At 51.0% G+C, this 26,552-nt stretch carries 21 protein-coding genes; 6 read left to right on the top strand and 15 right to left on the bottom strand.

Annotation, left to right across the window (positions count from 1 at the left end; translation table 11 throughout):
* Positions 1 to 20 precede the first annotated feature (20 nt).
* The 8 genes from HNV11_RS01540 to HNV11_RS01505 form a co-directional block, all read right to left on the bottom strand.
* On the bottom strand, positions 21 to 1,160 hold the full coding sequence (locus tag HNV11_RS01540; RefSeq protein ID WP_171737986.1) for a glycosyltransferase family 4 protein: 1,140 nt from the start codon (positions 1,158 to 1,160) through the stop codon (positions 21 to 23).
* 67 nt (positions 1,161 to 1,227) lie between these two features.
* Positions 1,228 to 2,187: a glycosyltransferase family 2 protein gene (locus tag HNV11_RS01535; RefSeq protein ID WP_171737985.1), complete on the bottom strand. Its 960-nt coding sequence runs from the start codon at positions 2,185 to 2,187 to the stop codon at positions 1,228 to 1,230.
* Positions 2,166 to 3,398, bottom strand: coding sequence for a sugar transferase (locus HNV11_RS24125; protein WP_171737984.1), 1,233 nt, complete (start codon positions 3,396 to 3,398; stop codon positions 2,166 to 2,168). The genes HNV11_RS01535 and HNV11_RS24125 overlap by 22 nt, the downstream gene beginning before the upstream one ends.
* Positions 3,399 to 3,420: 22 nt before the next feature.
* Positions 3,421 to 3,831 carry a response regulator transcription factor gene (locus tag HNV11_RS01525; RefSeq protein ID WP_171737983.1) on the bottom strand — a complete coding sequence of 137 codons (411 nt, stop codon included), beginning with the start codon at positions 3,829 to 3,831 and terminating at the stop codon, positions 3,421 to 3,423.
* 223 nt (positions 3,832 to 4,054) lie between these two features.
* A complete protein-coding gene (locus tag HNV11_RS01520) occupies positions 4,055 to 4,339 on the bottom strand; it encodes a T9SS type A sorting domain-containing protein (RefSeq protein WP_171737982.1) in 285 nt (94 codons plus the stop codon).
* Positions 4,291 to 5,787: a right-handed parallel beta-helix repeat-containing protein gene (locus HNV11_RS01515; protein WP_171737981.1), complete on the bottom strand. Its 1,497-nt coding sequence runs from the start codon at positions 5,785 to 5,787 to the stop codon at positions 4,291 to 4,293. Before HNV11_RS01515 ends, HNV11_RS01520 begins: the two co-directional genes overlap by 49 nt.
* Before the next feature lie 132 nt (positions 5,788 to 5,919).
* Positions 5,920 to 7,491 carry a right-handed parallel beta-helix repeat-containing protein gene (locus HNV11_RS01510; RefSeq protein ID WP_240163684.1) on the bottom strand — a complete coding sequence of 524 codons (1,572 nt, stop codon included), beginning with the start codon at positions 7,489 to 7,491 and terminating at the stop codon, positions 5,920 to 5,922.
* 247 nt (positions 7,492 to 7,738) lie between these two features.
* On the bottom strand, positions 7,739 to 9,352 hold the full coding sequence (locus tag HNV11_RS01505; RefSeq protein WP_171737979.1) for a right-handed parallel beta-helix repeat-containing protein: 1,614 nt from the start codon (positions 9,350 to 9,352) through the stop codon (positions 7,739 to 7,741).
* 458 nt (positions 9,353 to 9,810) lie between these two features.
* Between HNV11_RS01505 and HNV11_RS01500 the strand changes: the two genes are divergently transcribed.
* From HNV11_RS01500 to HNV11_RS01490, 3 genes are all read left to right on the top strand, one after another.
* On the top strand, positions 9,811 to 10,407 hold the full coding sequence (locus tag HNV11_RS01500; RefSeq protein WP_171737978.1) for an RNA polymerase sigma factor: 597 nt from the start codon (positions 9,811 to 9,813) through the stop codon (positions 10,405 to 10,407).
* Between the two features lie 99 nt (positions 10,408 to 10,506).
* Entirely contained in the window at positions 10,507 to 11,004 is a 498-nt protein-coding gene (locus HNV11_RS01495; RefSeq protein WP_240163683.1) for a hypothetical protein, read from the top strand.
* A gap of 132 nt (positions 11,005 to 11,136) precedes the next feature.
* Positions 11,137 to 11,838 carry a porin family protein gene (locus tag HNV11_RS01490; protein WP_171737977.1) on the top strand — a complete coding sequence of 234 codons (702 nt, stop codon included), beginning with the start codon at positions 11,137 to 11,139 and terminating at the stop codon, positions 11,836 to 11,838.
* Positions 11,839 to 11,920: 82 nt separating this feature from the next.
* Here HNV11_RS01490 and HNV11_RS01485 read toward each other — a convergent pair whose 3' ends face one another.
* A complete protein-coding gene (locus HNV11_RS01485; RefSeq protein ID WP_171737976.1) occupies positions 11,921 to 12,736 on the bottom strand; it encodes an aldo/keto reductase in 816 nt (271 codons plus the stop codon).
* Between the two features lie 193 nt (positions 12,737 to 12,929).
* Between HNV11_RS01485 and HNV11_RS01480 the strand changes: the two genes are divergently transcribed.
* Positions 12,930 to 14,426 (top strand): capsule assembly Wzi family protein, encoded by a 1,497-nt coding sequence (locus HNV11_RS01480; protein ID WP_171737975.1) that lies wholly within the window; start codon positions 12,930 to 12,932, stop codon positions 14,424 to 14,426.
* Positions 14,427 to 14,581: 155 nt separating this feature from the next.
* On the top strand, positions 14,582 to 16,168 hold the full coding sequence (locus HNV11_RS01475; protein ID WP_171737974.1) for a DUF4394 domain-containing protein: 1,587 nt from the start codon (positions 14,582 to 14,584) through the stop codon (positions 16,166 to 16,168).
* Between the two features lie 77 nt (positions 16,169 to 16,245).
* Here HNV11_RS01475 and carB read toward each other — a convergent pair whose 3' ends face one another.
* Positions 16,246 to 19,122 (bottom strand): carbamoyl-phosphate synthase large subunit, encoded by a 2,877-nt coding sequence (gene carB / locus HNV11_RS01470; protein ID WP_171737973.1) that lies wholly within the window; start codon positions 19,120 to 19,122, stop codon positions 16,246 to 16,248.
* Positions 19,123 to 19,367: 245 nt separating this feature from the next.
* Between carB and HNV11_RS01465 the strand changes: the two genes are divergently transcribed.
* A complete protein-coding gene (locus HNV11_RS01465) occupies positions 19,368 to 20,798 on the top strand; it encodes a hypothetical protein (RefSeq protein WP_171737972.1) in 1,431 nt (476 codons plus the stop codon).
* A gap of 89 nt (positions 20,799 to 20,887) precedes the next feature.
* On the opposite strand, the gene HNV11_RS01460 is transcribed toward HNV11_RS01465, so the two are convergent.
* The 5 genes from HNV11_RS01460 to HNV11_RS01440 all read right to left on the bottom strand — a co-directional run bounded on the left by HNV11_RS01460 (position 20,888) and on the right by HNV11_RS01440 (position 26,552).
* Positions 20,888 to 21,652 carry a ferritin-like domain-containing protein gene (locus tag HNV11_RS01460; RefSeq protein WP_171737971.1) on the bottom strand — a complete coding sequence of 255 codons (765 nt, stop codon included), beginning with the start codon at positions 21,650 to 21,652 and terminating at the stop codon, positions 20,888 to 20,890.
* Between the two features lie 14 nt (positions 21,653 to 21,666).
* A complete protein-coding gene (locus HNV11_RS01455) occupies positions 21,667 to 22,413 on the bottom strand; it encodes a ferritin-like domain-containing protein (protein ID WP_171737970.1) in 747 nt (248 codons plus the stop codon).
* A 309-nt stretch (positions 22,414 to 22,722) separates the two neighbouring features.
* Entirely contained in the window at positions 22,723 to 23,502 is a 780-nt protein-coding gene (locus HNV11_RS01450; RefSeq protein WP_171737969.1) for a ferritin-like domain-containing protein, read from the bottom strand.
* A 14-nt stretch (positions 23,503 to 23,516) separates the two neighbouring features.
* Complete coding sequence (locus tag HNV11_RS01445; RefSeq protein ID WP_171737968.1) at positions 23,517 to 24,284, bottom strand: ferritin-like domain-containing protein; 768 nt, start codon at positions 24,282 to 24,284, stop codon at positions 23,517 to 23,519.
* 435 nt (positions 24,285 to 24,719) lie between these two features.
* Complete coding sequence (locus HNV11_RS01440) at positions 24,720 to 26,552, bottom strand: ABC transporter ATP-binding protein (RefSeq protein ID WP_171737967.1); 1,833 nt, start codon at positions 26,550 to 26,552, stop codon at positions 24,720 to 24,722.

Below are 26,552 nucleotides of genomic sequence, written 5' to 3'. Positions count from 1 at the left end.
ACCGAATACAATAAACCTGTTTAACTTAACGATGCATACACTTCCTGATACGTAGCCAGTACTTCACGGGCCGTACGCTGCCAGGAGAACTGTTCGACCCGGCGAAGCCCCTGCGCAACCTTCTGTTGCCGTAAAGCCGGGTCATTATATAAGGTCATCATGGCCTGAGTAATCTCGTCCGGCTTATAAGGGTCAACTAATACGGCCACATCGCCCCCTACTTCGGGCATCGACGTCGTAGTACTTGTAATCACCGGAACACCACACGACATGGCTTCCAGAATGGGCAGTCCAAATCCTTCGCTCAACGATGGGTACAAATAGACTTCAGCCTGTGCGTACAGACCCGACAGGTCTTCTGCTTCCACAAAACCAATAAACCGGCACCGGTCGGCAAGCTGTTCATTACCCGACTGCTGGAGTAATTCATTCCAGAATATTGGCGGCTTTCCACTAACAACCAGATCAACACCCTGCGTCGTCTGAGCGAATTTGCCGAACGCGTTGAGAACCGTACGCATATTCTTACGCGGGTCCTGGCTGCCGAGGTAGAAAAAATAGCGTTCCGGCAGATTGTAGCGCTGGCGAATGGCCGGAAGCCGCTCGATTTTGAGCGACTGCGCCAGTTTCGGGCTCACGCCCAGATAAGACACCCGCACCTGGGTTTCGGGCAGGTGAAATAGCTTCAGGATATCCTGCCGGGTGTACTCCGAATCCGCCAAAACCCGGCGGCAGCGTTTAGCAACCTGGGGGACAATCCACCGGCGGTATTCGTTACCAACCCGCTGATACATGGTCGCAGTCTTGTCGCCGGCCGTTTTTTCCATATAAATCAGATCGTGAATTGTCACGACGGTAGGCGTTGAGGCAAACAGGGGAGCCGTATTGCTGGTGCAGTGTAGTAAATCAACGCCATGTTGTTTAGCCGCCCGGGGTAGATTGACCTGTTCCCATAGCGCGTAATTCCCGCCCGGAACGGTCACAATCTTTACGTTATCCGTCTCGCTCAGGCAGTTTCGATCTTCATCATCCTTCACAAAAACCACGTATTCGTTCGTTTTGTCAAGTTGTTGAATCGCTTTAATGACCTCCAGCACGTAAATATCCATGCCGTGCTTCTCACGTCGAAACAACCGCTGGCCTTCAATGCCAATCTTCATAAACAGTCAATGGGTTATATAGGTAATTGAGCAGAACAGCAAATATCGGTCACAACCGGTTCCTGTTCTACAGCGCGTGAGTTACGTTCCAGGCCAGACCCCGGCAAAAAGCCTTTAAATAAGCAAACTGGCCTTTCAGCAAATACGTCAACACATGTTTGGGAATCACCATACCCGTAAGAAAGGCATAAAACACCGCCCGTTGCGAAAGCGGTGTGTTCCGGCGCATATACAAAATCCGGTTTCGGGTCATGTAATACACTTTTAACGGACTGGCCTTGCCAACCGACGATGATTCTTTGTGATAAATCAGGGCGGTAGGTTGAAAATAGATCTGGTAGCCGCCCCGCAAAATACGAGCCGACCAGTCCAGTTCTTCGTAATACAGAAAGAACTGCTCGGCGAAGGCGCCAACCCGCTCAACGACTTCCCGACGAACCAGCATAGCACAGCCATGCGCAAACGACGTTGGACCGGGCCGGTCAAACTGCCCTTTATCGACCTCGTGACTGCCCACCATACCCGCCTGCCCGGTATAAACATTCATGGGATTATAGCCCGCATACTGAATAACCTCCGGCTGGTCAAAATACCGGATTTTCGGACAGACAACACCAATTGTCGGGTTCGCCAGCATTGGCTCCATCAACGCGTCGATCAGATCAGGGGTTACTTCGGTGTCGTTGTTGACGATGAAGTAAAAATCGCCTTTCGCCAGACGCATGCCGAGGTTATTACCACCCGAAAAGCCCAGGTTCTGACCCGTCAAAAAAAGCCGGGCTTCGGGGTAATCACTGCTTCGAACAGCCTCCGTTGGATCTTCTTTCGAGCCGTTGTCAACCACGATTACCTCAAAATTGGGATAGGTCAGCCGGCTGACAGAATTCAAAAACAGACGGGTCAGGCCCGGCTGATTATAGTTGATCGTAATAATGGAAACAAGCGGCCAATCCAGTCGGGCAGCGGTCGCGTCATGGTCAGCTACGGCACCTGAAGTTGGCTTGCTCAGACGTTCTCCTTCTGCCATACCGCTGTAATTGTTTTAAGCATAATTTGAAAATCCGTCCGGAACGAGAACGTTTCCGCGTACCGGACATCCAGTTGAATACGCTCCAGATCAGACATTCGCTCCTGACCTTTGGCACGTTTCATCACCTGCCAGAGACCGGTCAGGCCGGCAGGAGCCGCAAACCGCTGCGCAAATCCGGTGGTTGTGAGCCGTTCTGCTTCGTAAAGCGGCAACGGGCGGTTACCCACCAGCGACATATCACCCAGCAGGATATTAAAGAGCTGCGGTAGTTCGTCGATACTCGTGTTGCGCAGGAATCGACCCAGCCGCGTTACGCGCGGATCTTCCCGGAATTTCATAAACATAGCTTTAGCGCGTTTACTATCCCGGTAAGCGTGTTCACAGATTTGTTTATCGTTCAGGAACAAAGGACGTTGACATTCGATGCCCGATGAAGTACAAACTTCGCAACGCTCGAGCTGATCCTCTGTTTTGGGGGCTGCCTGGCTGTAAATGTTCTGCGAAGCCATGGTTCCGATCAATTGATCGGCTCCTGTGTTCATCGTTCGAAATTTATACATATCGAACGTCCGATAACCAGAGCCAACCCGCTTAGACCGGTATAGAACAGGCCCTTTTGAATCGAGTCGGATGATGAGGGCTACAAGCGCCATCAGGGGCGACAGAAGCGTCAGTGCCGTGGCTGATACCAGCACGTCGAAGGATCGCTTCCAGAGCGGCATCCGGGTTGGTTTCGGTATGCTGACCAGGGGAGCTGGTGCGGTAGCCTCGCTGGTTGTCCAGGAAATGCCATTAGCAGAAGCACTTCGCTCGGCCAGATACTGCTTACGCCGGATCAGATAATCCAGACGAAGCCGTAAATCCTCTTCCCGAAAGGTTATGGGATAGACATCAATGGCTTTCAACTCCAGCGCCCGACGCTGCACAGCCGGCGTAAGCCGGGGCGTCATGAGCAGAACCGGTATACTGCGCAGAAAGGGACTTTCGCGGACGGTTTGCAGGAATTGAAAGCCTCCATTCTGTTCATTTATCACAACAATATCAACCGCGTTACCCTCCCGCAAGTAAGCAATAGCTTCTTCAGAATCTTCGAGTGTTTCGATCGTTACGTATTGACCAAATGCCCGAATAAACAATAAGGCGGCTTCCGGGTCTCGCTCCAGGTATAAAACCCGAAAGTGCGGCCCGGCTACAGTAGACGTAGCCATACATTAAAAGTAAAGCGTCAAATCAATATGAAGCAACTAAAGGTACATTAGACTGAGTCCGCCGTAGGATAGCTCGAATCTTGGCCCGTACTTCCATAGGATTAAACGGCTTGTTCATGTAACCATCTGCCCCGCTGTCAAGGCAGTCAATTCGAGTAGCGCTGTCATCCATGACCGACAGAACTAGAATGGGGATGTGCCCCCAAAGGGTGCTTCCTCGAACCAGCCGGATCAGTTCGAGCCCGTCTAAATGAGACAGCTTAAGTTCTGTCACAATAATATCTGGCTCGTTTCCCTGCTCCAGCCACGACATAGCTTCGATGCCGTTGGGCATAGCTGTCAACCTGAATTCCGACGAGAGCGTATGCCGTAGGATATTCCGGATGAAGATATCCTCGTCGATGAATAGCACGTGGTAGTTTTCGCTCAACATATACCGTGGATAAAGTGGTTTACTAATCTAACTGAATCAAAAGTTAAGCGTTTTGTTAGCAGCGTTAAAGGAAAAATCAAAAATGTTTTTAAGCGGTTGGTCCTCTAAAACTGTTTGTTTCTTAAGCAATTAGCCCATTTGATAGGATGACTAACCGTTTAATAAACATGCTTTTGTACAATATCAATAGTTTTTGGTAACTGTTCCTCACAGATACCGTACACTAGTTTTTCACAAACCGCCGACTCAGCCTTCCGACTGGGGTGTCAACGATAACGATGTACGTGCCGCTTGCATAACCCGCAAGCGAAATTTCATACCGGCCTACAACTTCACGGGTTCTGAAACTGAACTGAGCTATCTGCTGACCGTTCAGGCCAGCAACGATTACCTGTCGCATTTCAACACCTACCCCTACATCCACGATCAATCGGTCCTGGCTGGGTACGGGTGCCAGTGTCAGCGTAACCGCTCCGCTCGGTTCTTCAATCGCTGTAATAATCTCCACGGGGGAGCTTTCACGCCCGGCTGAAGCGTAATTGTGTTTGGTTTTGATGCCGTTTCGCAGGTAGTAGCAACTAACGTTGGCGCAATGGCCTGCTGTTCGCCAAATTCAAACGCACCGATGTCAAAGCCTGCCCCCTGTGGACGCACCCGATCGGCCAGATCCGACGTAATGCCCAGACTGGAAACATCCGTGCCTTTATCAATCAGTGGAGAACCAGCCGTTAGTCGAAAGTTGCCAATTGCCTGATCCAGAAACTTCAGGGATGCGACCGTCTGCGTAGTCACATTATTCATCTCTTCGGCCTTAGCCTGCTGTCCGAAACTGATGTATTTGAACGGGTCGGTGCTGTTCTTGGTGTTGATGTTGACGATGACGTTATTGATAAGCGAGTTTTTCTGAGTCTCGTTATAGAGTCGAAACCCATCTTCGCCGGTATTAATGAACGTATTGTTGATAAATCGGACATTTACATTGGGAAGCGAGCCCGTTCGCTCGTCACAAAACACGCCTACCCCTTTTGAATTGATTACGGCATTGTTTGCGACCATCAAATCACCCAGGTGACCAACAATAATCAGACCGACGTCCTGCGCATCTTCAAAATAATTGTGGTGAAGTTTTCCACCCGCTCCCCCGCCAATCTGAACGCCGTTATCCTGATCAGCCGTAAATGGTTTTATTCCCGCGGTTCGGACAATATTATGATGAACGTCAAAATCAGGCGCACAGCCAATCTGAATGCCTTCACAACCGGTTCGCTCGACGAGGTTATGGTGAATATGCAGCTTTAAAATATTGTGCGGCAACACCCGAACACTCTGACCAGCGCAGGTACGGGCTTGCCCCTGTCCCCAGAAGGAGTTGCCAATGTACATGCCTTCTCCAGCCACGTCATGAATATAGTTGTCATGAACGTGAACGTTAGCCATGGTAAAATGGCTGCGCCAGGTTGTCGAATCGCAGGTCGGATCAGCCTTAATCATCAAACCAGCAAAACCAGCTTCGTTAACCTCTATCCGCTCAATTTCAAAATTGGAGCTTTTCCCGTTGACGTGAACTGCCGTTATGTCTTTATACGATGCGCCTGCAACAAAGCCATATTTCAGGTCTTTCTGACCACCACCCGATATAATAAAGTGCCGGCAGTCGGTAAATTCCAGCGCGTTAACAGCCGTAAGACTCTTCAGTACGACCCGCCCGCCCAGGTTAACAAAGCGAAGTGGTTTAGTCGAATCTCCCGCAAAGCCGATAAACTTCAGTCGGTCGTAGGTACCGGCCTGAATACAGATGGTGCTGCCCGGGAGCGGATTTATGTCTTTCGACTGATACACTCCACTGGTTTTGATTACGTAATCGCAGGCACACTGGGCTTGCTGGGCTTTTGCAAGGCTCAGTGACCAGGTGCTTATGATAACAAAACACAGTTGATGAATCAGGATCTTTCCCACAATAGACAGACAGCTATTGGACGAAATTAAGATGCTCCATCCGGTGTTTGTCTATTGACTTGACTGAATGGCCCGATAGTTATTAAGCGGCAAGCTGCTTTTCAGCCTGAATATTTCGATCTGAGCCAGGCTTCACTGCCGTAGTAAACGTCCGGTTTGGGTGCCTGATTCTGTCCTGACGCGCACCAGATACAAACCGCTGTTTAACCGACCTACCGTCACTGTCAGCTCGACAGACGGCTCAGCGGGCGTGTGACTCATGCGGGTTCGGCCACTACCATCGATAATGGACAATTCATAAATTGGCTCGCCTGAGTTGAGCCGGATAGTTACCTGTTCCTGCGCAGGAGCAGGGTATATGCTCATTCTGATCGGCTCAATAAGTTCCGTAGCCCCTATACGTGCACCACTTGTCGTTGGTATGTATTCATAAGCGCCTACATCAGTAGCGATTCCCAGCAGACGAGCATTATTATCCAGATCAGCGGTAATTCCCCAGATACTGACATCTTTACCTGCATTGACAAGGGGCGAACTTGCCGTGGGCCGATAGTTACCAGTAGCCGCGTCAACAAATTTACCGTCGCTAACCAGTGGCGACATCAGGTTGTTGGCCTTTATCAATGGAAACGAGTTGTTAGTCGTGGTAATCGACTTAGTGTATGTTACACCCGCTATAGCGTTGTTGTAGGCGTAATTATTGTTGGTTTCGTTGTAGAACCGAATACCTCCGTCAGCAGTAGTGATGATTGTGTTGTTAGCTACCACTACATCCGGTCCTGTCAGTGTACCTGTACGGTTATCGATATATATACCGTTGATGCCCGAGTTGGTAATCAGGTTATTATAGATATAATTAGGTCCCCGGTGGCCCAGCATACTGATGCCATCCCCCTGCGAGTACTGAATGACGTTGTTATAAAAGCGCCCGCTTGTGCCCCCACCGATTTGAACGCCATTGTCCTGGTTAACACCAAACGGCGATACGCCCGCATAAGTGACCGTATTGTGATGTACCTGCGCATCAATGGAGCACGAAAATTGAATCCCTTCTGCGCCCGTATGGTCGGTAATGTTGTTATACAATTCCAGACCAATGATTTCGTGTGGGTAAACGGTTATCTGCGTTCCATCGCAATTCAAATAAACTCCGTTCCCCCAGTTCGAGTGGCCAATATAGAACCCTTCACCTTTCGTATCGTGAACATAATTCTCATGAATCTTTACGTTGTACATTATGAAGCCCCCGCGCTGGGTTAACGGATCGCATTTGGGGTCAGTTTTGACCATAATCCCCGCAAAACCCGCACTAGCAATTTCAACATGATCAATTTCGCAGTCGGAGCTTTTGGCCAGAATGTTCATTGCTGTAGCGTCTTTACCAGTGCCAGATACTTTGATACCGTAGGGGTAACGACTGTCGCCCGTACCCGTAATGCGGAAGTAGCGACTTGCCTGAACATTCAAACCGCTTTGGGTTGTCTGGGTTGAATTGAGGTCAACCAGTCCATCGCAGTTAACAAACGTAATCGGATTACCGGGTGCGCCCGTGAAGTTGTTAAGCCGCAGATATTGATAGGCACCCCCTTTAATGCAGACCGTCGAACCGGGGGCAATGCCAAGAAGAGCCCCATCATAAACACCCGTTTTTGTAATTGTATACGTGCAATTACAGGATTGTGCCCGAACTGCTGTTCCCAGCATGACTATACATAAAACAGTAAATAATTTCTGCATACCAATCGACTTATAGGTTTTAGTACAAATGCTTTTCTAATTCACAATAGAGGCCAATGTAATCTATATCAGCCGATTAATTAATTTTCACGTTGATTAAGCGGCATCCAATTTAGCAAAAGGCAGACGAACCGTTTATTTTCAAAAACAAAATCGCCAGCCTGTTCTCCCCGGGGAGAACAGGCTGGCGATTTTGTTTGAATTAGACTTGGATTTACTGCTTCAGGAAACGTCCGACGTATTGCCCGATTCCGGTGGCGATCCGAATCAGATAAACTCCGCTGCTCAACTGATTCACCGGCAGGGTTATCTCCGCAGCCGGAGCCGAAGGCTGATGCCGTGAGAGGACCCGTCCAGCGCGGTCAACGATACTTAAATCGGTAATGACTTCTTCGTTACTCAACCGCACAGTGAGCTGATCGACGCAGGGCGAGGGGAAAGCACGAACCACAACCGTCTCAGCCAGTTCGGCAAGGACAGGAGCGCTTTGGCGCGCTCCATTTGCACCGGTTTCGTAGGCACCAATGTCAAAAGCGCCCCCTTTAGGCCGGGCCACATCGTCCAGATCGGTAACAATACCAAAGCGTCTGACGTCCTGCCCCTTGTTAATAAGCGGAGAACTTGAAACGGTGTGGTAATCTTCATCTTCTTCACCGTCACCGTTCTTGTATTTTGCCTCTTTGTTGTTAGAAGCCGTAAAGTTGTTCTGCGCCGTAAACCGTACTTTGCTGTTCAGGGTAGACAGGTATTTGTTATCTCCGACTCCCGTGATGGCCGTGTTCAGAATATACGTGTTCTGGGTCTCGTTGTAGAGCTTGATACCCTCCCCTTTCACTTTGTTGATGGTGTTGTTAGCCAGCACGATGTCTACATTTGGCAGACTGCCGGCCCGCTCATCAACGAAGATGCCGTTATCACCCGCCTTGGTAATGATGTTGTTGTAAATGTAGTTGGGGCCCAGATGACCAACAATCATCAGCCCAGTTCCCTGCGCCTTGCGGATGGTGTTGTTGTAAAAGCGGCCGCTTACCCCACCCCCAATCTGCACCCCATTGTCCTGGTAAGGATCGAATGGATCAATGCCGGAATTATAGACCGTGTTGTGGTGCACCTGCGACTCAGGTGCGCAAGCATACTGGATGCCCTCGCAGCCCGTGTTCTCGGTGCGGTTGTAGGCAATTTCCAGACCTACGATGTTGTGCGGAAACACCTTTACGTCGACGCCGTCGCAGTTACGGGTCATTCCTCCATTCCAGAACGAGTTGCCGATGTAGAGTCCCTCCCCTTTGGTGTCGTGGACATAGTTGTGGTGCACCTTCACATTGTACATCGTGAAGTTAGCCCGCTGGGTAGCGGGATCACAGGTCGGATCAGTCTTGATCATGATGCCAGCAAAACCCGTGTTGGACACCTCCATATGGTCTACCTCACAGTCTGAGCTCATATTGGTGATGTTCAGACCCGAGATGTTGGTGCCCGTTTGGGAAATGCGGATGCCATACTCGTAGCGCTTGTCGCCGGTGCCGGTGATCTGGAAGTAGCGGCATCCCTGGAAGGCGATGCCCGTCGAGGAGCCGGTGGGATAATTGACGTCGACCAGGCCTCCGCAGTTGATGAAGCGGATGGGCTTGTCGGGGGTGCCGACGAAGTTGTTGAGTCGGAGGTAGGTGTAAGCGCCCGCCTTGATGCAGACCGTCGAGCCGGGGGCAATCTTGAGCGATTTGCCGTCATACATGCCGGTCTTGGTGATTGTGTACGCACAGTTACAGTCCTGAGCTGTTGCCATCTGGGCGATCAATAGCCCAATAAGTAATCCAAAAAGTTTCATAGGAGATTTAACAGAAATAATGTGTACAATTTATCCTATATACCAACTATTTATTACCAAAGATTATTAAATGTAAACTAAGCAAATCCATTTAATAAAAACAAGGCAGGTGAATCGATTTTTTTTGCGCGCTTCTACAAAAATGCATCTAGGAATTTCCAATTAAAAACAACAGTCCAAGACGTATTCATTTATTATATGGTATATGAACCTATTAATAGTACCTCTAATTAAAATATGCGTTACTTATCCTGAATATTTCATAACTTAATCTTGCAATAATCATACATATTTGTATTTTTTCTATTTTTTCAGCCGCTCAATAAAGAAATTATATTACTATTAAATTTTAGCAAAAAATTTCTCGGAGACTGTTATTAATGACAATGTTGTAGATGGCGTATGGAATTGGATTGGGGTAATCATCTTAGCAGTAGTAGTGATAATTCAGGAAATGCATGTTTTTGAAACGGTTTCGCAAGAGCAAACCAACAACGGATGCTGAGTACGTTGCTGCCTATCGCGCCACAGGTGATTTGACGGTGCTGGGCGAGCTCTATGAGCGGCATATGGAGTTGATTTATGCCGTGTGTTACAATTACCTGCGCGACGAAGAAGAAGCTAAAGATGCGGTCATGCATCTTTTTGAACAGTTAGTAACGGATCTGCGCCGACACGATGTACAGCAATTTCAGTCGTGGCTGCACAGTGTAGCCCGGAATTATTGCCTAATGCAGCTTCGCAAAAACCAGGCTCACCCTAAAGCAGCTTTGCCAACCGGTGAAACCCTAGATGAGGAAGCAGATACACACTGGCTCACCAGCCTGATCGATGATAGTACAAACGGAAAGTCAACGGAGCTTGAAGAGGATCTAACGCGTATGGAAGCCTGCCTGCAGACCTTGCCAGCCGAACAACGTACCTGTCTGACTTTGTTTTACTTTGATCAGAAGAGTTATGCTGAAATTGCCCAGCAAACAGGCTATGACCTTAAGCAGGTAAAGAGCTACCTGCAAAATGGCCGGCGAATGTTAAAACTTTGTATGAGCCAGTAAGCATAGTACCTGCCTGCTGTGATGAGTTGAGCAGGGTGTTCAGGCTGCAACCATTGACAGTCTATTCATGTGGTTTGGACTGCTGTCCGCCCTAAACAAATGAACGATCAACTTACTCTTGATGACTTGCGGGCTTACCAGGCCGGACAGTTAAGCGGCTCTGCCCAGCATCGGGTAGAACGGTTATTGCTGGAAGACCCTTTTTATGCCGATGCGCTTGCTGGCCTGGAGGCTATGCAGCAAACGGCAACGCCTACTGCCGACCAGTTGGCTAGTCTACGCGATGCCCTGCAGAAACGCATACATGCATCGGCCACAAAAAAGCGGCTCTGGCCGCTCTGGATTGCCACAACCACGGCCGCTATTCTGTTTATGCTGGCCATGGCAATTTATTTTATCTTTTTTGGGCCGAAACATCAGCTTAAACCGAAGCCTGTCAAACCAATTGAACAGACAACGGCCCATTGGCCCACAGTCAAATCAACCCACGAACAAACGCTTTATCGAATAGCTTTACGGTCTGAGTCTATTCTGCCAGAGCTGCTCTGCCTTCATAATCCGAACGCAGCCGGTTATCCAATTCAGACCCAAATCTAAGGCCGTACGTTACCTTTAATTATTGATTTAAACAGACCGAATTTGACCGGAATCTAAAAAGTAAGGCAGGATAGCAAAACATTTAGGAAAGTAAGCGCGTTAACCGGGCAGAATCACCAATCATTATGCTCTATGTTTCGCTCAATTTCCGGCAATAGCTTATCCGCAGCAGTTTTTGCGCTTTTCTTTTGTCTTTCAACCACTTATGGCCAACAACGTTTCAGCGCCGGCCCACGTGTTGGCTTAAATTTATCCACATTGCGGGGCGATGTTAACGGCTATAAGCTCACACCGGGCCTAGTAGCAGGCGCCTTTTTAATGTATAGTTCACTAAATCATTTTGGCATATCTGCCGATGTTCTCTATTCACAGCGGGGTGGTAAGTTTTCAGGCGTCGATCCCGGCAATATCCCTGTTGAGTTTAAGCAGCAGATTAATTATATCGAAATTCCGGTGGCTCTGCGTTACTTTCTGACGCTTGATGGCGCCTTCCGCCCGAACATATTTTTTGGCCCGTCACTTGCGCTGCCAATGAGCGCCAAACGCATCAATGCAAAGCGGGGCGGCATTGATCAGTCGGACGGAACAAACTCAGATGCGTTCAAAAACGCCGATTTAGGCGTTCTGGCGGGGTTTCAGCTGAACTGGCCAGGCTTTGGTCAGCGGCAGCGTTTCCTGGTTGACGCCCGCTATACATTGGGTTTAGGCGACGTAACGAGTCTGCCAATCGCGGGCGGCACGGGCTTACAGAACATCAAAAACTCAACTATTACGCTTACGCTTGGCTATGGCTTCGGCGTTGGTCCGGAGTATCGCAGCCGCTTTAATCGGTAATCCTTGAAGAGAAGTTAGAAACATAGCGGCCAGCCTGAACACTCAGGCTGGCCGCTGTGCATTTGCAGATTGCTCAGTATGACTAAGGAATGTCACGCGGGTCAGTCGCGATACGGGTATTGTCGTAAAACGTATTCATCTCATTCATATCTTCCTCGGCAATAGTAAAATCGAGGACATCAAAATTTTCCCGAATTCGCTCCCGGTTTACTGATTTTGGAATAGTAATCACAGTATGCTGTAACGACCAGCGCACTAGTAGCTGATAAGTCGTCTTGCCGTATTTCTCTGCCAGAGCGACCAGTCGCGGATCATTTTGCTTCTCACCCCGCACCAGAGGAGCATACCCCTCAGGCTGAATATTTTTATCCCGGCAGTAAGCCAGTACATCAGGCAGATAGCAGTAGGGGCTAAATTCAACCTGATTAACGGCGGGCGTAACGGTAGCCTCCTCAAGCAGTTCGTTCAGATGTGGCTGGTAGTAATTGGATACGCCAATGGCGCGGGCGCGGCCGTCAGCATAAATTTTTTCCAGTGCTCGCCAGGTTTCACGTCGCTTATTTCCCTCGGGCCAGTGAATCAGGTACAGATCCACCACATCGAGCCGAAGTTTTCCCAGACTTTGGTCAAATGCCCGCAACGTTTGATCATAGCCCTGATCGTCGTTCCATACTTTGGTCGTGATAAACACTTCGTGGCGTGGTAAACCTGCCACCTGCAGCGCATCGGCTACTTCGCGCTCATTTTTGTAGGCAGCCGCCGTATCAATCAGCCGACAGCCGGCTTCAAGGGCCCATTCGACGGCCTGCTGCACTTCACTATTATGATTAGGGGCATAAACGCCAAGACCCAGGCAAGGCATCTCGACGCCATTATTAAGGGTAACGCTTGGAAACATAAAGCAGAGTTGTTTGTACACTCACAACGCCATCCGGCGAAAAGGGTTTCAGCATCAGGCTGGCCGGTTCTACCAACCAGTAGATAACGCAACCGTAGCCTACAATTAACAGGATTATTTAGACGCTGAATGTAAATTGGCCACCCAGCTGCTGATAGCCAGTTAAGCTGATTACAAACCTGTTTACTGAGCTATGCGCGGAAATTATCTCATTGGTTTAATTGCCGTTGGTATTGGCACTTCCCTACCAACAGTGCGGGCTCAATCAGCAAAACAGGTTCAGTACACAGTGGAAGTAGGTGCCCTGACGGCATCAGCCAGCCAGACGCCGTTCTGGCTGCGCACGAATCAATATGGCACTATACCAACGCGTGGCTCATTCGGCACCCTCAGGTTAGGCGCTTTACGCAATTATAGAGTTCGACCCGACTCAGCGAGTAAACGAAAGACATGGCTCGACTGGGGTTATGGCTTACAGGCCGTTCTGAATATCGGGCCACAACCAACAGCCAACAATCCAGCCTTACTGCTACCTGATGCTTACGTAAAGGTTCGCCTGGGCTGGCTGGAACTGTTTGGCGGCAATCGGCGGGAAGTGGCGGGGCTGGGCGATACGTTGCTGACTTCAGGCTTTGTGGCCTGGTCGGGAAATGCGCTTCCGTTTCCCAAACTACAACTGCACACGCCGGAATTTGTATCCCTGGGCTTTACCAAAAAACTCATCGCCCTACGAGCTGGTTACGCGCACGGCTGGCTGATTAACTCCTACGTCCGGGGGAGCTATCTTCATCAAAAATACCTCTACGGCCGCTTTGGAAAACCGCATTGGAAAGTCCGTTTTTACGCCGGGCTCAATCACCAGGTGCAGTGGGGTGGCCGGGCTGATTACCTCATTGGTACGCCCCTGGCCGTTGCTGGTAAACTACCAACCTCTTTCCGCGATTATCTTTCACTCGTAACGGGTAATTACCCTGATGACCTTCAGAACGATCGCTTTACAGACTTCGACGGCACTAACCGGATTGGCAACCATGTGGGCAGCTACGACTTTGGGCTGGAGTGGCATGGCCGCAGCGTGAACTACCTGCTTTACCACCAGCACCTCTACGACGATGCCTCCGGACTGGCTTTACAGAATCTGCCGGATGGTCTGACCGGCCTGCGTTTTTTAAACGCACGGCCCGTACGGTCAGGATTTCAGCTCCGGCGTGTTGTGGTGGAATGGCTGAGTACCACGAACCAGAGCGGGCCAACCTTTGACCCAACGGCTCGTTATCAGGGGGGCGATAACTATTTCAACCATAGTCAGTACATTCAGGGCTGGTCGTACCGGGGCCGAACGCTTGGCACCCCGTTTATCGCTCCCCGCGCTGATCTGGCACCCGCTGTTGAAACTTATGCCGGTGGCGGGTTCTTTCCCAATAACCGGGTCGTAGCGTGGTACGCCGGAACCGAGGGCCGGTTTCGCCAGGGACATATGCTAACGGCCCGGTTCTCCTACAGCCGTAATTTTGGTACGTTCAATCAGCCGTATCCACAGCTATTTTGGCAGTTCTCGATGCTTGTGTCGGCTCAATGGCGCTTCACGCGCTGGCCGCGAACGGCTCTGACAACTACTGCCGCCCTCGATCAGGGTACTTTATTTGCTCATGCCGTGGGTAGTTTCGTAGGCCTGAAAAAGCAATGGTGACACCTTTATTTCCCATCTGTTAGCGCAGGCACCAAATACCATTCGATACATTTTTAATGGTTTTTTAATCTGATAAAATCCAGACCAGGCCCTCTGCCGTATAGGATCGAAACAAGATCTTCTGTTCGCTTCAGAAGAGTTCAAACTTGATCTCTATGCTCTACATGCACAAACTTCGTTACGTTGCGGGTCTGCTGGCGATTGGTTCGCTGCTGACGCTCAATGCCTGCCGGGAGACTCAGCAACAACTGAGCCCGCAGAATATCGGCGGAAACGCGAACGCTCGCCTATCCGCCGATTTCATGTTTTACGTTCTGACGGATAACAATCAGTTGTTGAGGTTAAACACGCAGAACCCGGCCATGACCCAGGCAACCATCAATGTTACGGGTCTGCCGACCAATGAGCGGCTGGTGGGCATCGATTTCCGGCCCGCAACCGGGCAGCTTTACGGCGTGAGCAGCGGCAGCCGCCTGTATATGATCAATCTCAACAGTGGCGTGGCTACGGCTTTAGGCGCAGGTCCATTTTCCCCGGCTATTTCGGGCAATGCGGTCGGCTTTGATTTTAACCCCACCGTTGACCGCATTCGTCTGGTTACTAATCAGGGACAGGATCTGCGGCTGAATCCTGAAACCGGAACCGTTGCCGCCGTTGACGGCACCATTAACGGCGCCCCGAATGCGGCCATTACGGGGGTGGCTTATACGAACAACCGCGCCGGTGTTACAACCACGACCCTATACGATATTGATCCGATTACAGATAAACTTTACCGGCAGGACCCGCCCAACAACGGCACACTGGCCGAAGTTGGGCCACTGGGCATAGACATTGCCGGCACGGGCAGTTTCGACATTACACCCGACGGTAACGCGATTGCTACGCTCATCCAGGGTATTACGCAGGGTTTGTATCAGATCAATCTGACAACCGGTCAGGCCGAGCGTTTGGGTAACTTACCAGGCCAAAGCATCGTCGGGCTGGCGGTTCCAACCGAAGCCGTAGCCTACGCAGTTAACGGAGCGAATAGCCTGTATATTTTCAACCCGCAAACGGGAGGCAACCTCGCCACCAAGACAATTACAGGTTTGCAAAGTGGCGAAACGATTTATGGCCTTGATTTTCGCCCGGCTAACGGACAGCTTTATGCCCTGGGCAGTACCAGCCGTCTATACACCATCAACACCTCGAACGGGATGGCTACGGCTGTTGGCTCGGGACCCTTCTCGCCCGCTCTGCCTGCTGGCGGTGGCGACTTTGGCTTTGATTTTAACCCAACCGTCGACCGCATTCGGGTTGTCAGCAATGCCGGTCTGAACCTGCGGCTGAATCCGAACGACGGTACCGTATCGGCTACGGACGGCTCGCTGGCCTTCTCCCCGGCGAACCCCAGCACGATTCCGCCGAACGTAACGGCTTCGGCTTATGTCAACAACATTGCCGGCGCAGCGACAACGACACTCTTCGGAATCGATACCCGTACGGGCAGCGCTATGCTCTATCAGCAGAATCCGCCCAATGCGGGTACGCTGGTAGCCGTAGGCTCGCTTGGAATTGAAATTGAAGGGGCCAACGGGTTCGACGTGGGTGGCGCCAGTAATATGGCGTATGCCCTTCTACGGTCGGGGGGATCGACGCGAGTTTATTCTATTAACCTGGCCAGTGGAGCCGCTACGCCGGGAGCTACCTTTCCGGTTAATACGCCGGTTCGTGGGTTTGCACTCGGTTTAGGCTTCTAAGCCAAATGGTCAGATACGCAGCGGGCCGCTTTGTTCAGAACAAAGCGGCCCGCTGTTATTAATAAACTGAAGTATTACTACCGGCTCAGATACAGATTCCGCTCGCTATACACCTTCTGAAAGAAATCGTCAGTTAAATCGTCAATGAAGTAGATACCTTCGCCCGTCGATTTCATCTCAGGACCAAGCTCCTTGTTTACGTTCGGGAATTTATTGAACGAGAACACGGGAATCTTGATGGCATATCCTTTCTTAACCGGCTTGAAGTCAAAATCCTTAACCTTCTTATCGCCCAGCATCACTTTGGTTGCGTAGTTGACATACGGTTCCTGGTAGGCTTTGCAGATAAACGGTACCGTCCGGCTGGCGCGCGGGTTGGCTTCAATGATGTAAACAACCTCGTTCTTGATGGCGAACTGGATGTTAATCAACCCAACGGTCTTGAGCGCCACTGCAATCTTACGGGTGTGTTCTTCAATCTGCCGGATTACGTTCTCGCTGAGATCAAAGGGCGGCAGCACTGCATACGAATCGCCGGAGTGAATACCCGCCGGTTCGATATGCTCCATGATGCCGATTATGTGTACGTCTTCGCCATCGCAGATAGCGTCGGCCTCGGCCTCGATGGCATTTTCGAGGAAGTGATCGAGCAAGATATTGTTGTCGGGAATGTCCTGAAGAATCTTCATCACGTGCTGCTCCAGCTCGTTCTCGTTGATAACGATTTTCATATTCTGCCCGCCCAGGACGTAACTCGGGCGTACCAGCAGCGGAAAGCCCAGTTCGCGCGATAGCTCCAGCGCGGCCTCAGCCTCCCGAACGGTTCCGAATTTTGGATATGGAATATCCAGATCGCGCAGCAGGGCCGAAAAATGGCCCCGATCTTCGGCCAGGTCGAGGGCTTCCCAGCTTGTACCAATGATCTTCACGCCGTAGCGGGTCAGCTTTTCGGCCATTTTGAGGGCCGTCTGTCCACCTAGCTGCACAATAACGCCCACTGGCTGCTCATGCATGATGATGGCATGCACATGCTCCCAGAACACCGGCTCGAAGTAGAGTTTATCGGCAATGTCCGGATCGGTCGAAACGGTTTCCGGATTGCAGTTGATCATGATGGTTTCATAACCGGCTTCCTTGGCGGCCAGAACGCCATGCACACAGGAGTAATCGAACTCGATACCCTGACCGATGCGGTTTGGCCCCGAACCCAGCACGACAATTTTAGGCCGGTTACTCCGAACCGATTCGTTACCGGGCAGATCGGAAACAGGAACCCCCGGAGCCGTAGCGATGGGCGGCTCGCTATTGAAGGTAGAGTAATAATAAGGTGTGCGAGCTTCGAACTCAGCTGCGCAGGTATCCACGCATTTATAAACGCGCCGAATATTATGCTTCTGCCGATACTCGTATATCTTGCTTTCCTTTACGCTCAGCAGGTGAGCCAGTTGGCGGTCGGCATAGCCTTTCTGCTTGGCCGTCCGGAGCAGCTCGGGTGGCAGATCATCCAGATCGTACTGTTCAATCTCGCGCTCTAGTTCGATCAGCTCCTCGATCTGATGCAGGAACCAGGGGTCAATTTTGGTCAGTTGCTGAATCGTGCGGAACGACATGCCCGCCTTAAAGGCATCGTAGATATGAAACAGCCGGTTCCAGCTTGGGTGCTGCAGACTGTTGGTCAGCGCCGTGCGGTCGGTCAGTTCGCGGCCATCGGCACCGAGGCCGTTGCGCCGGATTTCGAGTGACTGACAGGCTTTTTGCAGGGCTTCCTGGAAGTTCCGGCCAATACCCATAGCTTCGCCCACCGATTTCATCTGCAGCCCCAGCGAACGATCCGCGCCCGGAAACTTGTCGAAGTTCCAGCGCGGCACTTTTACAATTACGTAGTCGATGGCTGGCTCAAAGAAGGCCGAGGTCGTACCCGTAATGGGGTTAGTCAGCTCATCGAGGTTATAGCCGATAGCCATTTTAGCGGCAATCTTGGCAATTGGGTATCCCGTTGCTTTTGAGGCCAGCGCCGACGACCGGCTCACACGGGGATTTACTTCGATGACAATTATATCATCAGTTTGCGGATTTACCGAAAACTGAATGTTGCACCCGCCTGCAAACTGTCCAATCCCCGTCATCACCCGAATAGCCAGATCGCGCATCTGCTGGTAGAGGGTGTCGGGCAGAGTCATGGCTGGGGCTACCGTAATGCTGTCGCCAGTATGCACGCCCATCGGGTCGAAGTTCTCAATGGAACAGACAATGATAAAGTTGCCGTTGCCGTCTCGCAGGAGCTCCAGCTCGTATTCTTTCCAGCCCATCACGCTCTGCTCAACGAGTACTTCATGTACCGGCGAAGCGTGCAGTCCGTGAGTCAATGCCTTGTCGAATTCCTCCGGCGTGTTCACAAAGCCGCCACCGGTGCCGCCGAGCGTAAACGATGGTCTGATAACGAGCGGAAAACCAATCTCCTGCGCGATTTCCTTACCTTCGAGGAAGGACCGGGCCGTGCGGCCTTTACAGACCCCTGCGCCCAGTTCGAGCATCAGCAGCCGGAATTTCTCGCGGTCTTCGGTGGTCTCGATGGCGCGAATATCGACACCAATAATCTGCACACCGTACTTCTCCCATACACCGGCCTTATCGCAGTCAATGGCCAGATTCAGGGCAGTCTGCCCGCCCATCGTCGGCAGGACGGCGTCAATGGGCCGGCCCATCTCCCGATGCGTTTCCAGAATCTTAACGATGGATTTTTTCTCCAGCGGCAACAGATAAACGTGGTCGGCGTTTATCGGATCGGTCATGATCGTAGCCGGGTTGGAGTTGATCAGTGCTACTTCGATTCCTTCTTCACGAAGCGAGCGGGCGGCCTGCGAACCGGAGTAATCGAACTCACAGGCCTGGCCAATGATAATGGGGCCGGAGCCGATAATGAGTACTGAGCGGATACTGGCGTTTTTGGGCATTTTTCAGCGGGGCAATGAAAAATGAAAAGAAATGAATGTAAGGCGCGATGATTGTCAGCCCGTTGACGGCTCGACAAAAATCCTGCAAAATTAGCGGATACGACTGAAAGGAACAGACCCTAAGCCCAAAAAGTTGTGCATCTTCATTCTCCTACTCCCGAAACAACCGCTGAGCGGTCAGTAGATAACAATAATTGGAAAAGGGTTGCGGGGCGCTTATTTTTGGTTGATCCGAAGCTTTTCTTATGGCTCTAAACCGCCCCTTCTCTTATCTGCTGTACATTTTGGTCGGCCTGCTGGCGTTTTCCTGCGTCCAGGAGTTTCCGGCTACAGTACCCTTTACCCGGCCGCAACCACCCGCAAATTCCGGCCCGCCAAAAGAGCAGCCAGCCCCGCCAAAGCGTTTATTTATTGCGAATGATAAGGTCCGACTGGCGATTGATCTCAACATGGGCGGAGCCATCAATTACCTGTCGGAAGCAGGCAGCAATGTCAACATGATCAACAATGTTGACCTGGGTCGTCAGTTACAGACGGCGCTCTACGGCGGTCCTTACCCGTACTCCGTAAATGGCAAAGACCCGGTTGAGCAATGGAAGTATCTTGGCTGGAATCCCGTCCAGACCGGCGACTATTTCAACCATCCGGCCAGGATTGTAAGCTATCAACAGAATCAGAACCTGCTTTACGTTAAGACCATTCCGCTCATCTGGCCTTTGTTCGATGAACCCGCCGACTGCGTTATGGAGCATTGGATTGAACTGAAGGGAAACACAGTCCACGTGCGGAGCCGCACGACCGTCAACCGAACCGATACTACCAAATACGAAGCCCGGACGCAGGAAACTCCCTGCGTTTACCTGAACGCACCCTGGTATCGAATGGTCACCTACACAGGTATGCAGCCCTTTACAAACGGCGCCGTTTCGGAGTTCACCGACCGGGATATGATTACCCGTTACGCCACTGAAAACTGGATTGCCCTGCTGAACGATCAGGGAAGGGGTGTAGGACTCTATAAGGCCGGAGAATTTCGCTACCGGACAGCTTTTTTTGGTAATAGCCGGGCGGGTAACGAATTTGACGAGGCCAGCAGTTATATGAACAGCGACGGATTTATTCAGATTGACCACAATGGCCAATATGAGTTCGAGTATACGCTCGTTGTAGGTTCGCTGACCGACATCCGGCAGTATGCCTATAATCAGCCCCGCCCTGCAACGGCGCCCAACTACCGGTTTGTCAATGATCGGCAAAACTGGTATTACACCAACACCTACGATCAGGGCTGGCCGATTCCAAATGAATTAAACATCAGCTGGCAGCGGGTAGATACGACTAAAGCTAACTTCCGCGTATCCAGTCCGCTGGTGTTCTGGCGAACGGCCGATATTCCTAAAATTTACGTGCAGGCGGCTTTCAAGACGCAGGCTACCATTGCCCGGATCGTCTGGCGTAAGCCCGAAGAGATTGACTTCTACGATATTCCGGGACGTTACGTCGATTTTCCGATTATCGGCGATGGGCAGTATCGGGTTTACGAAATCAATCTGGCGGGGCAGCCCGGCTGGGAAGGGGTTGTTAATCAGATTTGTCTGCTCAATCCGCCCAGCCAGAACCGTTTTGAAAAAGGCTCATTGATGCGGCTCAAAAGCGTTACGGCCACCCGGCCATAAGTTTAAACAAAAAAGAGAGGGTTCCTGAGGAGGTGTGTTTCACAAACTCACTACCTCAGGAACCCTCTCCCGTTTTCAGTAAATTGTTTTTAAGCCAGGAACGGCGTAACAATGGCAAGTACCTGCTCTTTAGACAGAGGCTCGTCAAATGCTTCCGAAACCCGGTCAGGAGCCATACCCGTCAAACTGGCGACGTTAACACCTGCCTGCATAACGACTGCATCATCCGCGTAAACTGCGGCCGGTGCTCCCATTGACGAGGTAATCCAACCTTTCATACCTGCCAGATACCGCACTTTAGCCGCGTGCATGGCTTCAACCGAGTGGATTTGCAGAGCCACCTGCAACACCGCCGGTGCCGACATCAGATTGGGTGCCTGGCCTTTATAAGCCCGAACACCGGTATCTTCGAACGCCTGCGAGAGCGTCAGGAACGTCCGGTAGTTAGAAAATACGTCCGGGTAGGTTCCTTTGGCGGTGAAGTCAAAATTGGGTTTCATGACAGCGGCACCCCCCAAAGCACTTTTCAGGACAGCCACGTGCGAATTTTCGTGCTTCTGAATCTGCCGGAACGTAGTCAGTGCTTCGCCGGTCAGCAGCCCCGAAGCTACTCCCCGGTTATAAAATTCGGCTTCGAGGTATTCCAGCGTCAGCGCAAAGTTCAGAACATCGTTTACAATGTTTGTCTGAGCGTAAGATTTGTTCAGGATTGCCCCAAACGCTACCGGAGCGGCCCCCAGAACCGCCTTTTTCAGAAAGTTCTGAAAAACGTGACGGCGGGTAACATGGTCGAGCCGCTCGTATACGTCGGCGTCAACTTTTTCAATTTCGTTCAGTATGTTTTGTAAGTTCATGGCTGATGGCTCGATTAACTGGGCAGATTTTTACCGTTGATGGTTTCCTGAATATAGGGTCTTACAAGCGCCAGAACCTCTTCCGGCATACGTGCTTCTCCCAGACCTGTGGTTGAGTTTACGATGTCATCACCGGCAAATGAGGCTGTCATCATATTGAGCATTTCGCTGATAATAGCCGTGTGCCGCGCTTCGACCGAAACAATTTTACCCGCCAGAGTCAGGTAATCGGCATTCTTGATCAGCTTGCCAGCGCCATTATAGGCCGATACGCCAATGGCTTCAAAGACGCGGGCCGTTTCCAGAACTGATGTCCGGCTGCGGAAATTGATAGCGCTGAAGTTTGGCGTCAGGCCCGGAATAGCCGCGCTGCCCAGAGCAGCCTTAAACAAATCGCGGTGTGCAATCTCATGATCGCGGATATCGGTTAATACTGACCGCTCGTAACCATTCATACCCGTATAAGGCATCATGATCACCTGCGTATAGAAGGCAGCCTCCAGTTGCTCCAGCGCATAGGCGTAATTCAAAACTCCGGCATCGTTATATCCGATATCGCCGAGGTCAACCACGTCACCGGCACGAGCCGCCCCACGAGCGGTAACCGGATCCATGATTTCGTTTTGGCAGGCAGTCAATGCCACGCCAGCAGCAGCCGTTGCACCCAGATAGCGCATGAATACACGGCGTCCAACCGCGGCCGACGCCTTACCTGTCAGGCCCTGCGGGGATACCATCGGGTCGTTTGGTAGTCTTTCCATTGAGTATTAATTAGTTTAGTAGGTAAATTCCCGTTCCTCGGAAATAGTAGCATAACTACGGCCTGTTACCCCAAAAGGATTTGACTATCTGATGTTTTTTTTACAATAAAATCATGTATTGATTCAATGGGCCAGAAAAGACCTTTTAATCAATAAAAGAAGAGTTTGGAGACTTGACCTAGTTTTAAAATTATATTCTATATAAGTTTTGTATAGGAAGTAGACCTAGTTTTACTTTTGCACACCTGTTAAAACATAAAAAGAGCACTTCAAACCTGAAGTGCTCTTTTTTGCGTAGACGGTTAAAAATTACATCAGGAATGGCATAACGATTTTCAACACATCTTCTTTTGAGAGCGGCTCATCCCAGGCTTCAGTTGAATTCTCGTAAGGAACGCCGGGAATAAGCGCCGAAATCTCCAGATGCCTGATAGCTTCGTCACCTGCATAAACAGCGGGTGGTACCCCTGCGCTCATGTTACCGGTTATCCAGCCTTTCATGCCGCGCATTTCACGCACCCGAGCCGCGTGACGAGCCTCGACGGAGTGAATCTGCAGGGCTGTTGTCAGGATTGGATCGCTGCTCATCAGCTTCGGTGCCTGGCCTTTATAAGCCCGAACGCCGGTGTCTTCAAACGCCTGCGAAAGCGTCAGGAAGGTGTTATAGTTTTTAAATACGTCGGGGTAGGTTCCTTTTGCCGTAAAGTCGAACCGGGGTTTTGCAACAGCCTGACTTCCCAGTACCGACTTCAGCAGATTTACGTGGGCATTTTCGTGCATCCGGATCTGGGTAAACACAACCCGGGGCGCTCCAGCCGGAATCAGCCCCGGCATATCCATGCCAACATTATAAAATTCGGCTTCGAGATATTCCAGCGTCAGCGCAAAGTTCAGAACGTCTGCAATTACCGGGTCTGGCACCTCACCATACGCTTTAGTCAACGCCGATGCCAGCACGGTGGGCGCTGCAACGGCAGCCGCTTTCCGACCAAACATGCTGAACAGGTGACGGCGGGATACATGTTTCAGACGGTCGTATACTTCGCCGTCTACTTTTTCAAGTTCAGAAATTATATTTTGTAAGTTCATCGCGTTGAGATGGTTTAAGCCATTGGGGATGGAAGATTGTTCGGCGAAAGGACTTCTTTAACAAAGCGGGCGGCCTGTGGCAGCACCTGAGCAGGTAGCAGTGCCCGTTCCAGACCCGTAGCCGGATCAATGACATCATTACCGGCAAAATCAGCGCTGCCCGGGCTAATCAACTCGCGAATAACGGCCGCGTGACGAGCCTCAACGGATACAATAATCCCCGAAATTGCCAGATTGGTTGCATTCGTGAGCAACTGACCAGCGCCGTTATAAGCCGCTGTTGCCAGATCGGCGAACGTTTTGGCCGTTTCCAGTACGCTTCTGCGATTTGAGAAGTCAACGCTGCTGTAATCCAGAGTCAGGGTCGGAATGGCGTAGCTGCCCAGCACCTGCTTGAAGAAGTCGCGGTGCGTAATTTCCTGATTGCGCAGATCGATGAAGACCTGCCGCTCCTTTGCCGACATACCACTGTATGGCATATCGTTCACAAGTTCCAGGAAACGTAATTCGGCCTGCTCAAGTGCATACGCATAGTTAAGCACTCCAATGTCGCCGGAGCCTAAATCAATAACATCACCGGCACGTGCGCCAGCCGTAGAGCCCCCACCGGGCCCGGCCAAAGGTTCAAGGATTTTGTCGGTACATGAACTCATTACTAAACCGGTGGCAGTGGCTACGCCAACGTAACGCATAAACATGCGACGGCCAGAGAATACCGGCTCAATGGGCAACACCGACAGCGGCTGTTTCGCCGAAGTCTGGTCTTGATGTAGTTTTTCCATTACACAAAAAAAAGTTTGGTTGAGCTATATATCCCGCTTGTCGGGAGAGCACTAGTAAGTACTATCAAGCCTTATAAACGTTTTATTCAGGTGACAAAAAACATGGCTTGGATTTACATATTTATTGAGCGGCCCTTTTTACCCCATCAAACAGATATACTTAAGTTAAGCCGGTGTTAAATCCGAGAAATTGTCGACAAAACCCAAGCGAAATTTTACGGTATACGGGTCTTGGGCGGTTCGGCCAAACGTGGTCCGGAATGGGCCAATCTATTGAAGCAAGCTCACCGGCCGCTGTTTATCAGCACTCAGCTTTTGCTCACTTCGTTGAGACAGCCGCTGAATGGGTCCTGCCGGAATAGAACTTCAGAAATAATGAGGCTACGGCCTACCGCTCGTCTGAGTTTAGCCAGACGTTCTGGCGAGGACTTCTTATTAAACGCCCTGCATCGTGCTTAACTTACGATAAAAGCCTTCGTCCAGCGTCAGGAGTTCATTGTGTTGACCACGTTCAACAATGCGGCCCTGATTAATAACCAGAATTTCGTCGGCATGCTGGATGGTGCTGAGCCGATGCGCAATGACAAGTGTGGTGCGGTTGGTCATCAGGCGCGTCAGGGCTTCCTGCACCAGTTTTTCGGATTCGGTATCAAGCGCTGATGTAGCTTCGTCCAAAATCAGAATCGGTGGATTTTTGAGAATAGCACGGGCAATACTGATCCGTTGCCGCTGCCCGCCCGATAGTCGCCCGCCCCGGTCGCCAATGGTCGTCTGATACCCATTCGGCTGAGCCATAATAAAATCGTGGGCGTTAGCAATCCGGGCGGCCTCCATAACCTGTTTTTCGGTGGCTGGTGTACCGAAAGCGATGTTGTTGAAGATCGTATCGTTGAAAAGAATACTCTCCTGCGTGACAATACCCATCTGCGCCCGCAGCGATGCCACGGTGCAGTCGCGCAGGTCGAGCCCATCAATCAAAATCCGGCCCGCGGTTGGATCGTAAAACCGGGGAATCAGGTCGGCAATGGTGGACTTACCTCCACCCGACGAGCCGACAAGGGCAATAGTTTTGCCTTTTGGTAGGTCGAAGCTGATGTCGCGGAGAACCGGTACATCGGCGTTATAGGCGAATGATACGTTCTGCACCGAAATATGGTTCTGAAAGGCAGGCAGCGCCACTGCCCCGGGTTTGTCTTCAATGGTAGATGCCGTATCAATGAGTTCGAGTACGCGTTCGCCCGAAGCCAGTCCCCGCTGCGAGCCGCTGAAGGCGTTGGAAATGTCTTTAGCCGGACGGGTTACCTGCGAGAAGATGGCGATGTAGGCAATGAACTCGGCCGCCGTCAGGTCCGACTGTCCACTGAGAACCAGAGAGCCGCCGTACAGCAAAATCCCAGATACGACCGCTACGCCCATAACCTCCGAAAACGGCGACGCCAACTCACGCCGGTTGGCCAGCGACCGGACAGCCTGGCGGTATCCTTCGTTTTCCGTCCGGAATTTATCCAGAATGAATCCCTCGGCTACGAACCCCTTTACAACCCGCATTCCACCGAAAGTCTCGTCCAGTAAACTGACCAGACTGCTCAGACGCTGCTGCCCGGCCTGTGCATCGCGTTTCATGCGCCGAACGAGCGTAGCGATAAACCCACCCGAAACCGGGATAACCAGGATGGCAAACAATGTCAATTGAACCGAGATACTCAGCAGAGCGATAATGTAGCCAATCAGCAAAAACACTTCCTTCGACGCAGCCGACAGCGTATTGGCAATAGAATTCTCGACTTCCTGAACGTCAGTAGTAATCCGGGAAATGAGATTACCTTTCCGTTCATTGGAAAAGAAGCCAAGGTGCAGATTGATTGTCCGACTGAATACAGCTTCGCGCAGACGGGCCACCATGCGGGCTTTGAACGACTCGAGTTGCCGGACGGATAGATATTTGAACAGATTGCTGCAAAGTACCGACGTAACAATAACGACGCAAACGAACTGAAGTGCACCCACCTTACCGTATTGCTGGAAGGTCTGGGCAAAGTAGTATCGAAAAAAATCGACCGGTCCAGACGTAATAGCGGGTGCCGGCTGATTCAGAAATATCTGCATCTGGCTGGCATCCACTTTGTCGAACAGAATGCTGAGCAGCGGAATGAGCAGGGTGAAATTAAGCACACCAAACACACTAGACAGCAGCGACGTTAGCACAAACGGCGTCAGGAAGCGACCCAGGGGTTTAGCGTATGATAATAAGCGAAAATACGTTTTCAT

Source organism: Spirosoma taeanense, from assembly GCF_013127955.1.
In the GTDB taxonomy this organism is placed as follows: domain Bacteria; phylum Bacteroidota; class Bacteroidia; order Cytophagales; family Spirosomataceae; genus Spirosoma; species Spirosoma taeanense.
Note: the sequence above shows the minus strand (reverse complement) of the source record. Positions and strands in the feature narration are given on the sequence as shown.

Excerpts from the sequence above, each read along its gene's own strand:
- HNV11_RS01540 (WP_171737986.1), bottom strand. The coding sequence starts at position 1,160 with ATGAAGATTGGCATTGAAGGCCAGCGGTTGTTTCGACGTGAGAAGCAC.
- HNV11_RS01535 (WP_171737985.1), bottom strand. The coding sequence starts at position 2,187 with ATGGCAGAAGGAGAACGTCTGAGCAAGCCAACTTCAGGTGCCGTAGCT.
- HNV11_RS24125 (WP_171737984.1), bottom strand. The coding sequence starts at position 3,398 with ATGGCTACGTCTACTGTAGCCGGGCCGCACTTTCGGGTTTTATACCTG.
- HNV11_RS01525 (WP_171737983.1), bottom strand. The coding sequence starts at position 3,831 with ATGTTGAGCGAAAACTACCACGTGCTATTCATCGACGAGGATATCTTC.
- HNV11_RS01510 (WP_240163684.1), bottom strand. The coding sequence starts at position 7,491 with ATGCTGGGAACAGCAGTTCGGGCACAATCCTGTAATTGCACGTATACA.
- HNV11_RS01505 (WP_171737979.1), bottom strand. The coding sequence starts at position 9,352 with ATGAAACTTTTTGGATTACTTATTGGGCTATTGATCGCCCAGATGGCA.
- HNV11_RS01500 (WP_171737978.1), top strand. The coding sequence starts at position 9,811 with ATGTTTTTGAAACGGTTTCGCAAGAGCAAACCAACAACGGATGCTGAG.
- HNV11_RS01495 (WP_240163683.1), top strand. The coding sequence starts at position 10,507 with ATGAACGATCAACTTACTCTTGATGACTTGCGGGCTTACCAGGCCGGA.
- HNV11_RS01490 (WP_171737977.1), top strand. The coding sequence starts at position 11,137 with ATGTTTCGCTCAATTTCCGGCAATAGCTTATCCGCAGCAGTTTTTGCG.
- HNV11_RS01485 (WP_171737976.1), bottom strand. The coding sequence starts at position 12,736 with ATGTTTCCAAGCGTTACCCTTAATAATGGCGTCGAGATGCCTTGCCTG.
- HNV11_RS01480 (WP_171737975.1), top strand. The coding sequence starts at position 12,930 with ATGCGCGGAAATTATCTCATTGGTTTAATTGCCGTTGGTATTGGCACT.
- HNV11_RS01475 (WP_171737974.1), top strand. The coding sequence starts at position 14,582 with ATGCTCTACATGCACAAACTTCGTTACGTTGCGGGTCTGCTGGCGATT.
- carB (WP_171737973.1), bottom strand. The coding sequence starts at position 19,122 with ATGCCCAAAAACGCCAGTATCCGCTCAGTACTCATTATCGGCTCCGGC.
- HNV11_RS01465 (WP_171737972.1), top strand. The coding sequence starts at position 19,368 with ATGGCTCTAAACCGCCCCTTCTCTTATCTGCTGTACATTTTGGTCGGC.
- HNV11_RS01460 (WP_171737971.1), bottom strand. The coding sequence starts at position 21,652 with ATGAACTTACAAAACATACTGAACGAAATTGAAAAAGTTGACGCCGAC.
- HNV11_RS01455 (WP_171737970.1), bottom strand. The coding sequence starts at position 22,413 with ATGGAAAGACTACCAAACGACCCGATGGTATCCCCGCAGGGCCTGACA.
- HNV11_RS01450 (WP_171737969.1), bottom strand. The coding sequence starts at position 23,502 with ATGAACTTACAAAATATAATTTCTGAACTTGAAAAAGTAGACGGCGAA.
- HNV11_RS01445 (WP_171737968.1), bottom strand. The coding sequence starts at position 24,284 with ATGGAAAAACTACATCAAGACCAGACTTCGGCGAAACAGCCGCTGTCG.
- HNV11_RS01440 (WP_171737967.1), bottom strand. The coding sequence starts at position 26,552 with ATGAAAACGTATTTTCGCTTATTATCATACGCTAAACCCCTGGGTCGC.